13 protein-coding genes are annotated in these 12,322 nt (G+C 41.3%); 4 read left to right on the top strand and 9 right to left on the bottom strand.

Features of this window, described 5'->3' with window-relative positions:
- The first annotated feature begins 77 nt into the window (after window positions 1-77).
- From AAC000_RS07235 to AAC000_RS07220, 4 genes are all read left to right on the top strand, one after another.
- Entirely contained in the window at window positions 78-221 is a 144-nt protein-coding gene (locus AAC000_RS07235; RefSeq protein WP_339721377.1) for a hypothetical protein, read from the top strand.
- 167 nt (window positions 222-388) lie between these two features.
- Window positions 389-1,681 carry a Xaa-Pro peptidase family protein gene (locus tag AAC000_RS07230; protein ID WP_339721375.1) on the top strand — a complete coding sequence of 431 codons (1,293 nt, stop codon included), beginning with the start codon at window positions 389-391 and terminating at the stop codon, window positions 1,679-1,681.
- Between the two features lie 24 nt (window positions 1,682-1,705).
- A complete protein-coding gene (locus AAC000_RS07225; RefSeq protein ID WP_339721373.1) occupies window positions 1,706-3,430 on the top strand; it encodes a DUF885 domain-containing protein in 1,725 nt (574 codons plus the stop codon).
- Between the two features lie 5 nt (window positions 3,431-3,435).
- Window positions 3,436-4,092 (top strand): GDSL-type esterase/lipase family protein, encoded by a 657-nt coding sequence (locus AAC000_RS07220; RefSeq protein WP_339721371.1) that lies wholly within the window; start codon window positions 3,436-3,438, stop codon window positions 4,090-4,092.
- Between the two features lie 12 nt (window positions 4,093-4,104).
- Here the strand turns inward: AAC000_RS07220 and AAC000_RS07215 are convergent, their stop codons facing one another.
- From AAC000_RS07215 to AAC000_RS07175, 9 genes are all read right to left on the bottom strand, one after another.
- Complete coding sequence (locus tag AAC000_RS07215) at window positions 4,105-4,896, bottom strand: ABC transporter substrate-binding protein (RefSeq protein WP_339721369.1); 792 nt, start codon at window positions 4,894-4,896, stop codon at window positions 4,105-4,107.
- Window positions 4,897-5,228: 332 nt separating this feature from the next.
- The gene (locus tag AAC000_RS07210) at window positions 5,229-6,761 is read right to left on the bottom strand and encodes a methyl-accepting chemotaxis protein (RefSeq protein ID WP_339721367.1); all 1,533 of its coding nucleotides are present in this window, start codon (window positions 6,759-6,761) and stop codon (window positions 5,229-5,231) included.
- A 223-nt stretch (window positions 6,762-6,984) separates the two neighbouring features.
- Window positions 6,985-7,737: a sulfite exporter TauE/SafE family protein gene (locus tag AAC000_RS07205; protein ID WP_339721365.1), complete on the bottom strand. Its 753-nt coding sequence runs from the start codon at window positions 7,735-7,737 to the stop codon at window positions 6,985-6,987.
- A gap of 2 nt (window positions 7,738-7,739) precedes the next feature.
- Entirely contained in the window at window positions 7,740-8,222 is a 483-nt protein-coding gene (locus AAC000_RS07200; RefSeq protein ID WP_339721363.1) for a GNAT family N-acetyltransferase, read from the bottom strand.
- 18 nt (window positions 8,223-8,240) lie between these two features.
- On the bottom strand, window positions 8,241-8,708 hold the full coding sequence (gene ybaK / locus AAC000_RS07195) for a Cys-tRNA(Pro) deacylase (RefSeq protein WP_339721361.1): 468 nt from the start codon (window positions 8,706-8,708) through the stop codon (window positions 8,241-8,243).
- A gap of 9 nt (window positions 8,709-8,717) precedes the next feature.
- Window positions 8,718-9,008, bottom strand: a complete 291-nt coding sequence (locus AAC000_RS07190; RefSeq protein WP_339721359.1) for a hypothetical protein — start codon at window positions 9,006-9,008, stop codon at window positions 8,718-8,720.
- A 55-nt stretch (window positions 9,009-9,063) separates the two neighbouring features.
- A complete protein-coding gene (locus AAC000_RS07185) occupies window positions 9,064-10,278 on the bottom strand; it encodes an FAD-dependent oxidoreductase (RefSeq protein WP_339721358.1) in 1,215 nt (404 codons plus the stop codon).
- A 4-nt stretch (window positions 10,279-10,282) separates the two neighbouring features.
- Window positions 10,283-11,602: a Xaa-Pro aminopeptidase gene (gene pepP / locus AAC000_RS07180; RefSeq protein ID WP_339721357.1), complete on the bottom strand. Its 1,320-nt coding sequence runs from the start codon at window positions 11,600-11,602 to the stop codon at window positions 10,283-10,285.
- Window positions 11,603-11,653: 51 nt separating this feature from the next.
- Window positions 11,654-12,223, bottom strand: a complete 570-nt coding sequence (locus AAC000_RS07175; RefSeq protein ID WP_339721356.1) for a UPF0149 family protein — start codon at window positions 12,221-12,223, stop codon at window positions 11,654-11,656.
- Between the last annotated feature and the right edge of the window lie 99 nt (window positions 12,224-12,322).

The following is a 12,322-nucleotide window of genomic DNA, read 5'->3' as shown; positions in this document are numbered from 1 at the left end:
ACAACTATTGATTGTTCGATTTCTATATGTACAGAAGCCATTATATGCCCACCACAACAAATTATTGGAAGTTCACTATGCAACACGTTATCAACAAGGTAGACATAAATAAAGACGCTGATAAAAAACATTTAAAACAAAAGGCGTCAGATTGGCTTAACCTTTGGCTAGACAGAATCGGTCAAACATTACATACATCACACCTATCAAACTATAAGTAGTACTTTATTCATTTTGTGTAAATTAAGGACAGACCAAGATGTAAGGGAACCGCTACAAAATAAAGCATTTTCTGTTATCACAGATTAATCCGCCCCTACAAAATACCATGCATTTGTAATAGTCTGTCTATTCAAGTTAGTACGACTCATTTCCACAGGGCTTAAATATGGAATTAACCAAACGGCAATTTTTAGTCGCCAGTGCCACCGCTCTTGCAGCATTACCCCTAAGTAGTACGGCAAATGCATCCACAACAATCGCCAAGAGTGTGGCGACGAGTGAGTTAAAAAGCTTGCTCAATGGCGTTGTACCTATCTCGGTTCAAGAACGTAAAACCCGTATAACAAAAGCGCAACGGTTAATGCGTAAGTACAATATCGCCGCCATGATACTGGAACCCGGCGCCGCTATGGACTATTTCAGCGGCATACAATGGTGGCGTAGTGAACGCCTTACAGCAGTAGTTATTCCCAAAGAAGGCGAAATAGCCGTTGTCTGTCCATTTTTCGAAGAGCCTAGTATTCGCGAAAGCCTAGCAGTCGGTGAGGACGTACGCGTTTGGCAAGAACATGAAAGTCCTTTTGAACGAGTCAAACAAATACTTAACGACAGAAAAATTACCCAAGGCACACTCGCTTTTGAAGATTCAGTTCGCTATTTTGTGCAACGTGGGATCATGTCGCTTATACCCACAATGCAAAACACTAGTGCTGCGCCTATCACCTTAGGTTGCCGCATGTTCAAAGACACTCACGAATTACAATTGATGCATAAAGCCAACGAAATCACACTCACCGCTTATGCCCATGTTTGGTCAAAACTAGAGTTAGGCATGAGCCAGTCAGAAGTCAAAGGTTTGATGTCCTCAGCTCAATCTGCATTAGGCGGCAGCAACATTTGGAATATGGCCTTGTTTAACGAAGCCAGCGCCTACCCTCATGGCACCAAGCAACAGCAAACTATTCGCGAGGGTTCAATAGTGTTGATGGATTGTGGCTGCAGTGTTGAGGGTTATCAGTCTGATATTAGCCGTACTTTTGTGTTTGGTGAGCCGAGTAAAAAACAACAAAAAATTTGGCATACCGTACGAGAAGGCCAACGAATCGCTTTTGAAACGGCCACTCTTGGTACACCTGCTGGCAAAGTTGATGATGCAGTTCGCGCTTATTACGTGCAACAAGGATTAGGACCTGATTACAGACTACCGGGGCTTTCTCATAGAACAGGCCACGGCATAGGTATGCAAGGCCATGAGCCTGTTAACTTTGTCCATGGCGAAACCGAAACTTTAAAAGCCGGCATGTGTTTTTCGAACGAGCCAGGCATTTACTTACCAGGAGAGTTTGGTGTGCGTTTAGAAGATTGTGTCTACATGACAAACAAAGGTATTCAGTGGTTCACAGTGCCACCAGACTCGTTAGCCGAACCTATTGGTAAACTGGCTACCCTTGCTATTTAATATATAAAAAAACAAGAGAACATTATGTTTAATAAACTCCTAGCCTTAGTCACTTTTTCTACCCTTAGCTGGAACACATTAGCTGACTCAAATACGGATCTTACCCAAATCATCGAGCAACATTGGCAAAATTCTCAGCAGGAAAAGGTATTTTTTCGTACTGATCCTGATGGGTGGAAACCCAATGGAAAATTAGCCGAATTGACGCCAAAAGCATTATCTAGGCGAGAAAAATACAACCGTCAGGTATTAGACATGCTTGAAACGCTGGATATCAAAACCTTAAGCCCAGAGCAATTAATGAATTACCGTTTATTTAAATATGAGCGGGAAACTGAAGCCCAAAGTTACCAATTCCAAGATAAGTATTTCCCCGTTAATTTTTTAAGTGGCTGGCATACTTATTTTGCTGAAGCGCCCGCCAACATGGCATTTTTAACAAGCAAAGACTACGACAATTTCCTAATAAGCTTGGCAGACTATCCCCGCTTTAACCAAGAAAATATCAATCTAATGAAAGCGGGGTTAGCCGCTGGTTATGTACATCATTGTGAGAGTTTCAAGCATTACCATAAAAGCATCAGCCAACATATAGTGACAGATGCCACCAAAAGTGCTTTATATGAGCCATTTACCCGCTTTCCTAATACTTTTAATCAGCAACAAACAACTGACTACCGCGCCCAAGCGGTGAAATTAATTCAAAGTTCGGTTGTCCCAGCTTACCAAAACTTCTACGATTTTTTTGTTAACGAGTACATGCCTAATTGCCGTAAAGAGCCAGGGATCGCCAGCGTAAAAGGGGGCTTAGATTATTATGCCTACACTGCTAATTACTACACCACTACAGATGCTACACCTCAACAAATACATGATTTAGGTTTAAGCGAAGTGAAGCGAATTCGTGTTGAAATGCAGGCCATAATTGACCAAGTAGGCTTTACAGGCAGTTATGGAGAATTTTTAGACTTTCTGGCCACTGACCCTCAGTTTTATGCCGCAGACAGACAAGATGTCCTCGAAAAAACGGCTTTTATCACTATGAAAATGTATGGCAAGTTACCCACATTTTTTGGTCACCTGCCTCGCAATACCTTTACCATAAAAGGCTCAGCGACTAGAGGTGCGTTTTATATGCCACCTCCCGATAGTCGCACACCTGGAACTTACTTTTTAACCTCTGAGCCCTCACAACAACCCCTTTACAATCTAGAGGCCCTCAGTCTGCATGAAGCCGTACCTGGACATCATCTACAAAACGCTGTTGCAATGGAGTTAGATGTGCCTAAATTTAGGCGCACACTTAGCCATTCAGCCTTTGGCGAAGGCTGGGGATTGTATTCCGAGCGTTTAGGGAAAGAAGCGGGGTTCTACCAAGACCCTTATAGCGATTTTGGGCGCTTAGGTTACGAAATGTGGCGCGCGGTGCGATTAGTTGTAGATACGGGCATACACGCTTTTGGTTGGAGTCGCCAACAAGCAATCGATTATTTAGCTGGACACACAGCACTTACGAAAAAATCCGTTGAAGACCAAATCGACCGTTATATCTCATGGCCGGGTCAGGCCTTGTCTTATAAAATGGGCGAGATCAAAATTCGAGAGTTGCGGGCCAAGGCCGAAAAACAACTCGGTGCCAAATTCGATATTCGCAGCTTTCACGACACTGTCATTGGGCAAGGTTCTTTGCCCATGGCGGTTTTGGAAAATGTGATTAATGATTGGATTGTTGCTCAAAAAGCCAGATAAACGTGATGCCGCCATTATCTGTTATTCCATCAGAGCGCCAGGAAGACTGGTGGCAGCAACGCCACCAGCAAAAACTTGCTGAGATCCAAGGAAGAAAGGATCCCATCGAACTGTTATTTCTGGGCGACTCTATCACTCACGAGTGGGAAGTAGAGGGAGAACAATTTTGGCAACAACACTTTGCTCCTCGCAATGCATTCAATCTTGGATTCGCTGGAGACAGAACCGAGCACTTGTTGTGGCGGATACAAAACGGTGAGTTAGAGCAACTGTTGCCGCAATGGATGGTTTTGTTAATTGGCACAAATAACGCCGGACATAGGCTAGATCCTCCAGAAGATATTGCTATAGGTGTTCAAGCTATTTTAGAGGAGTTGCAGCATCGACTACCTACCAGCAAAGTATTACTGATGGCCATCTTCCCTCGCAGTAGAAATACCAATAAACCGATGCGCCAGCGTATAGTTGCAACTAATACCTTGATTAAAGAATTTGCAGATGGCAAACAAGTACATTGGTTGGATATAAATAATCAATTTTTAACACAAGATGGTGTATTACTGGAATCTGTGATGCCAGACTTGTTACATATCAACGCTGCTCAATATGAAAAATGGGCGCAGGCTGTTTTGCACTACATCGACCAGAAATCCCATCAATAAGGGTTATGGAATTTACAGCAACTTTAGGAGTTCATTTGAGTCAGCCCCCCTACCATAATATTTCATCATGATACGGTTGTAATCACCCTTTTCTTTCATTAAATCCACCGCTTTTTGTAGCTTAGGAATATGCTCTAAATTGGCTGATAATCTAGAAAATTGTAACCATTTTTCACGGCTGCCAAGAACAAACTTTTCACCAACTTCGATATCTTTTTTGTTTTTTTTAAGTTTGGCTAGATTATAAAAAATAGGCTCTGCGCTACCAGCAACCACATCAATATGACCAAGCCTTAGCATATTCAGTAACTGGCCATAGTTAGTGACTTCTACGACATTTACCTTGTTCTCTATATCAAAACGTTTGTTAAGGGGAGTGCCCCTTGTTTTTGCTATAGAAAATTTATGGAGTTGCTCATAACTGTCTATTTTTAGACCTTTTCTGGGAAGTGCAATAATTTCAGCATGTCTAATAAAGGCGGCATAGACCACTAAAGGATCGCGGTTAGCGGATCTAAACACTAATCCACCATCATGTTGGCCTTGTTCAATGCTTTTCCAAATTCTTGCAATAGGCATTAAGCGTTTAGCCATACAAACACCAGAGTACGTTTCTAACTGTTGCAATACCTCAAAATCTATACCTACAATATTTCGTTTTTCGTCCAGAAAACCTTGAGGAACACTCTGAATGACATGCATTTCTAAACAAGTTTCATTTGCTAACGTCCCCGAGGAACAAAACAACATAGTCAGCGTGAATATTTGTATCTGCAAATAACGAAAAGTAGTGAATTCAAACAAACTCATCCCCTAAAGTTTTGCACAGCAATCAAAACATGTAACGACTATACCCTTCAGCCAATACACCATTAACATTACTGACTTATCAGCAATGTTAATGGTAATGCTCACACGGGCAAACCTTGTTTACAATTAGACTTTTGGTTAATGTAGAGCTTTGGATAAGCAATGATTTTGCGGGAAATACTTTAGCACTGAGCCGTTCAATTGCTACTTCAACCTTAAATAGCAAGGTCAATCAAGATAAGTAAAGATTCACTAAACGGCTATTGAGGTAATAGCGACGTTTAGTGAAATTATTAATGGCTAGACCAAACCCACCACTCTTTTAACTAACCAAAAGTGGTACCTAAAGCGTTAAGGGCCTTTGCTCGAATTTCGATATTGCTTGATTCCTGCGCCACAATATCGGCTTGTTGTAAGTTATTAGTAGATGCATCACTCAAATTGACAATATTGCTACTTATCTCTTTCGAGACCACACTTTGTTCCTCCGAGGCGACGGATATTTGGTTAGCTAAATCTGATATCTCAGAGACCTGCTCATATACCTTAAAGACTATATCTTGGGTGCTTTTTGTATCTTCAACACATTCTTCCGCAGACTCTTTACCTTTAGACATAGTTTTTGACCATGCAAGTAAGGTAGTTTGAATGTCTCCAACGGATGATTGTATTTGTTCTGTTGCAGCATGGGTGCGACTAGAAAGAGTGCGCACTTCATCAGCCACCACGGCAAAACCACGCCCGTATTCTCCAGCCCTTGCGGCTTCAATAGCAGCATTCAGTGCCAAAAGATTAGTTTGATCGGCAATTCCTTGAATTTCTTGCATGATACTACTTATTTTATTTGCCTCTTGCGCTAACTCCCCTGCCGTCTTTGCAGACTCTGCTACTTCAGTCGCTAGGTTAGAGACTTTATCCATGGTAGTGCTCATTGAATTAGTGGCGAGTTTGCAATCTTGATGCACTGAGTCAACTTTTGTAGACGTTAATGCCGTATTACTTGCCACTTCAGCGTTGGTTGCAACCATCTCCTCTATTGCAACAGAGATTTGATGTAACTCACTAGTTTGACGCTCCACCCCTCGCTTAGCTTGATAAGAAGATTCTTTGAGTATTTCCCCTCCTTCAGTTAACGAGTGTGTACTGTCGATCACTCGGCCAATAATCGTTTTGATTTTGCCTTCTTGCATTTTTTTAGAAAAATCGACAATGCTACGATTCCCGCGACCGGAAAAGACAAAACGAGATACGCTATCGTACTCTTCGTTTTGTGCAATGATATAAGAACGCACACCAAAAAGTTCATCTCTAAAAACCAAAAAAGGTAACAGAACCAGCAAGAATGCGAGAAAGGGATAGACCAGCGCAGTTGCAGCTAAAATGAGTCCTAACAAGACAAAATACACATCCTTTTTTCGACCTGAAAAAAACGATGAACCGACACTTTTTCCATTGTTTAATTCTGCATATAAGGATTCTGCTCTAGCCCTGTATTCAGGTTTTAGTACTGTACGTACCGATTGATAACCAGTTAATTCCCCACCTTCGAATCTAGGGGTAACAAAGGCATCGACCCAGTAATAGCGGCCATCTTTACAGCGATTTTTTACCGCTCCACGCCAAGGCTGTTTAGATTTTAACTTACTCCACATATCAGCAAAGGCTTGTTTAGGCATGTCTGGATGCCTAACAATATTATGGTGTTGCCCTACCAACTCTTCAAATTCGAACCCTGCAACTCGACAAAAACTGTCGTTGGCATATTGCACTACGCCCTGAGTATCTGTAACAGAAACAAGCTCTTCATCAGTACTAAATTTGACTTCTTCATTGATTATATTTTTTTGTACGCTTGCCACTTCAACTCTCCCTCGGTTTTACTGCAAATTTTCTTAAGTATTAATCGACCTCATGATACAAAGCTTTATCAAATTGGCATTATCTTTGTTGCTTGGTGTTAATGAACTGAATAAAAAAATTACCCCTTAAAATTTTAAGTAAATAGAAAATGTTAGCAGTTGGCAAGCATGACTTTTAGAAATCCACCGTTCAATACTCAAATACAACAAAGAACCATATCTTTTAAAGCAACATCAAAATTGCCGCAGCACCTGTCATGGCAATCACCAGCCAGCGATAATGTTGTTCTGGAATGCGTTTTACAAGCCAAATGCCACCCCAAGCGCCTAATGCTATAAAGGGTAAACAGATAAGATTGAGCAGAAATGAATTCATATCAATACTCTGCCAACTGAATATATGAAAAGGCACTTTAAACAGATTAATAGCCAGAAAGAACCAGGCGGCGGTACCAATATATTCATTTTTAGGTAAACGCATACTCAATAAATACAGTGCCATAACCGAGCCCGCTAGATTGCCAATCATAGTTGTGATACCACCCAGAAGGCCCATTAATAATGCAAACCAAAGGTAATCAGGAATCTCCCCCTTATTACCTTTTTCCATCCACACCATTATGGCTAAACTCACAAATATAATAAGGCTCATGACCAATCTAAAAACTTGGTCATCAATCACACTACCAAGCCAAGTCCCCACTAAGACACCTATTGCAGCAGACGGAAATAGTTTGATTAAATATCCCCAGTTGGCGTGTCGGTGATAATACTTAACAGCAAAAAGATCCGCCATAACCAACATAGGTAACATCAGACCAGAAGAGGCTTTGCCGCCAAACAAAATCGCTAATAAGGGCACCGCAAACATGGAAATACCATGCACACCTGTTTTGGCCATACCAATAAAAAACGCCACTAAAAACAGCAGCGCCAAACTTGAATAACTAAGGGAATATCCAAATAGCTCCAACATAATTACAGAGGTTTTTCCCAAAATAACGCTTTGCCCATTTGCGGATCCAGTTCGTAACCAGAAAAGCCAAATTTCAAATAAGCATTTTTAGCAATGTGGTTACCTTCCAATACTTCCAAGGTCACTTTACAGCAGCCTTTTTGCTCGGCGATATGTTCAATATGTTGTAATATTTTTTGGCTAACCCCTAAACCTCTGAATTCACTTAAAACAACTAAATCATGTATATTAATCAAGGGTTGGCATTTAAACGTTGAAAAAGCCTCAAAACAATTTGCCAACCCAGCCGGTTGACCATCAACGTAACAGATAACACTAAAAGCATGGGGAAGTTTGCTTAATTCTATTGCTAGATTTTCCTTTACCGTTTGAATCAAGGCGTTTGCCCCACCCATAGGATCTAATGCGTAATTTTCGAGTAAAAACAACATATCTTGGGCATGTTGTGTGTCCTGATAATTCAGGATAAAAACATCTATTTTCATTTTGACCTGTAAGAAAAGTTACTGTGTGAGTGGCGCAAATGTTGCCAATGTTAGGTTTTGTAAGTCTAGGGCATTTAACTCAATTTCTAACCCTCTACGACCACCACTCACATAGATAGTGGCATAGTCCTGAGCAGACTGATCGATGACTGTTTTTAAAGATTTTTTTTGCCCCAGAGGGCTCACTCCGCCTAAAACATAACCTGTACTGCGTTGTACTTCGAGTTTATCAGCCATTTCAGCCTTTCTTCCACCACACGCCTTAGCAACAGCTTTCATACTCAACAAAGTGCTAACGGGCAAAATGGCCACAACAAGTTGTTGGCCATCCAATTTAACCACTAAGGTTTTAAATACACGTTCGGCTTCTACTAACAGCTTTTCGGCCGCTTCCAATCCAAAGGAAGTATGGCCATTATCATGGTCGTACTGGTGAACCTTAAATTCGATTTTCGCTTTCTTAGCGCTATTGACTGCTGGGGTCAAAACATAAACCTATTTTTCAATGACGCAATTTTTTTGTACCCGAGCTTTGACTTGACGGATCATATTGATATCCCCTTCAGCCTCGGCATCCACCAAATCTAACCGCGCATCTTGGCACTTAGCTAATCTTGCTTGATTGTTTAAATAAATTTGGTCTTTTTGTTTTTGCATAACACCTTCTATACCAGAATACTGCTCACGATCTTCTGGACGCTTATCTTTATCATAAGGTGGCGCTTGATGAGAGCTACACGCAACAAGTGTTAGGGTGAATACACTAACCATTAAAATTTTATTCACAGAATATTCCTTTTAAATATAAATCACGGCTGTTGACACTTTAAAGTACTATTTCTTAATCTAAATGTACTTTTGCTAGTTCGGGCAGTTCGCCTTTAAGGCCCATAGCATGCTGAATAATTTGTTGTTTCGCAAAGGACGAATGATTCACCAAACTTAACCCAGTATCCCTGATTAATTTTTTAACGGGTTGATCTCCAGCAAACAAACGCTTAAAACCTTCCATAGCTGCGACCATTTTAACCGCTTCAGTTTTTCGCCAGCGCTCAAAAGGTCGTAAATTTTTAGCTAAGCCAAAATCCTTATTTTGTGCGACTAACTTAATGATCTGTTCAGCCAACGCTGCTCCATCAAGTATGCCTAAATTAGCCCCCTGACCTGCCAAGGGATGAATAGTATGCGCGGCATCACCAATAATAGCGACTCTGTTAGCCACCCATTGGCGCGAATAGCGCATTTTAAGGGGATAACTTTGTCTATCACTCACAAGTTCACATAAGCCTAAAGTGCAATCAAAGGCGGCAGTCAAGGCTTGATTAAATTTGTCATTTGAAAGTTCAAGTAACTCAGCTGCTTTAGGTTCATCTTGTGACCATACAATTGAACAATAATGGGCATCCCATAAAGGCAAAAATGCCAGCGGCCCAGTGGCGCTGAAAATTTGCCTAGCGGTGTTTTGGTGTGGCATTGCGGTTTTAACCGTCGCGACTATGGCGTGTTGATCATAATCCCAAAATGTTTGTACTAAATTTGCGTGTTTTTTTACCACTGAGTTGGCCCCATCAGCCCCTATGACTAATTTGGCGGTTAACTGACTACTATCATCTAAGGTAATGAAACACTCTTGTTGACCAAAAACCAATTGTACGATTTGTCTAGGCGCTAATAACTCAATATGGTCGCTGTTTTGGGCTTGAATCCATAAGCTATGCCGAATGGCTTGGTTTTCCACTATATGACCTAACTGCGGCTTTTGCACTTGATCTGCAGAAAAGTTAATTTTACCAAAACTGTCATGATCCCAAACCTGCATATCCATATAACTGCATAATCTTTTAGGGTCTAAATGTTGCCAAACACCTAAATTATGCAAAATATTCTCTGATGCTAACGTCAGCGCACTGACTCGTATTTCTGGCTCACCCCTTGGTAAGCCCTGGCTTACATGACTGTCTACAACTGCCACCGAAAGTCCAGCATTTTTTAGCGCTAAGGCTTGGGTCAGGCCTACTATGCCGCCGCCAACAACAACAATATCGAATCCACGCATTCTGTTAACCGCTCTTTGTAAGCATTAGTGCTTCTATGTCGTTAATGGTTTTAGGTGCCGCTAAGGTGAGGTTTTCGTAACCACTTGTGGTGATTAATAAATTATCTTCAATACGAATACCTATGCCTCGCCATTTATTATCAACTTTTGCATCAGGAGCGATGTAAATACCGGGTTCTACCGTTAATACCATGCCGGGTTTCAGCGGTCGGTCTTGGCCATCAATTTTATAATTTCCAACATCGTGTACATCTAAACCAAGCCAATGACTAAGTCCATGCATGTAAAATTCACGATAATTTTGTTGTTTAATATTGTCTGTTAAGTCGCCCTTTAAAATATCTAAATCAAGTAACCCTTGGGTAATCACTGCCACTGCCACATCACTGGCTTGTTTAATAGTATTGTTAGGTTTTATCTGCTCAAAGGCAGCAAGTTGTGCCCTCAAAACCAATTCGTATAGTTGTTTTTGCTGCTCTGAAAACTGCCCCGAAACCGGAAAAGTACGAGTAATATCCGCTGCATACCCTTGCCATTCGCACCCCGCATCAATTAGCACCAAATCACCGTCTTTTAGGACTTGATTATTTTCGGTGTAATGTAAGATACACGCATTATCCCCCGCGCCAACTATAGTGCCGTAGGCTGGATACTTAGCACCTTGCATGGCAAATTCATGATGAATTTCTGCTTCAAGGTGATATTCATTTTTATCGGCCGCAACAAATCGCATTGCTCGCATATGGGCTTGGGTAGCGATAGCCGCAGCTTTGCGCATCAGCTCAATTTCAGTTGTTGATTTAAATAAACGCATCTCATCAAGGATAATGCGACTATCAATCAAACTAGCAGGCGCTTGTCTACTTTGTTTTGGAGCATCTCGCAATGCTTGTAATAGTGAAAAAACCAGCTCATCTGCGTTTGGATTATGGCCTTGTGCAAAATACAAATTTTGGTGACCGTCAATTAAATCGAGTAACCTTTCACCTAATTCGTCTTCAGCAAAAGCCATATTAACTGGGTATTGCTGTTTGGCTTGCTTGGGACCCACTCGGCGCCCGTGCCAAATTTCCATTGTAGGGTCTTTGTCTAAGCAGAAAAGTACACTCATCCCCTTTGAATACTCTTGATGGTTAGATAACACTAGCCAAGCGTCGGGCTCTGGAAAACCACACAAATAGTGAAAATAACTGTCTTGGCGAAAGGGGAATTCAGTATCACGACTACGAGTCACTAAGCCAGACGCTGGCAGCAAACAAATACTGTTAGGCTGCATTTTATGTAACAAATGCGTTTGACGGCTTAAAAATTCACTATTATCCATGGCTAATGCGGTGACTCACTTCTTTGTTTTAAAAAGGAAAAACTCAACAGGTTAATGAACTGTTTTAGGCTCACTTTGCTGTTGTTCTGGAGACTTACCTAGCTCGTTAAAACACAACATAGCGGTAACACGCACATATTCCATCACTTCAAACAATGCCTGCTCCGATTCTTCATCTTCATTCATTTCATCGTCCATTCGCGCAATTTCAGCAAAGTCTTCGAGTCCTTCTTTGACATCCGCAGAACACCCTGTTAAATCATCCTGATGCAAACCAAACCCCAGCATAAATCCCTGCACCCAACTCAACAACGCTTGCCCCCGCTCATTAATAGGTGACGAATCTTCCGGCAAACAAAGTACCAGAGCAAAGTCACTTTCAACCAATTGCTGACAGGTATTGTCATAAAGGTTTTTAAAGGCTTCGACGACTTCTTTAGAAAATGACTCACCTTGATGAATAAAATCAGCGAGTGGCTCTAACCAGTCTTGGCATTCTAATGGCATCCCCCCTCCTAACATGCCACAAAACATACCTTGTACTTCAGCGGCTGAGGTTAAAATATCGTTGCGTTCAAGTAACGCTGTTATGGTATCGAAAAGATTAGTTGACGTATTCAAAGTGCACTCTCAATTATTGGACAAAACAATGCTAACACTCTCGAGAAAGCAAATACACGATAGAGGGAGCAATAGCACTAGTATATCAGGCTAGTAACA

Origin of the sequence: uncultured Paraglaciecola sp. (assembly GCF_963977085.1) — a bacterium.
GTDB lineage: Bacteria > Pseudomonadota > Gammaproteobacteria > Enterobacterales > Alteromonadaceae > Paraglaciecola.
This window is presented reverse-complemented; position numbering and strand designations above follow the sequence as displayed.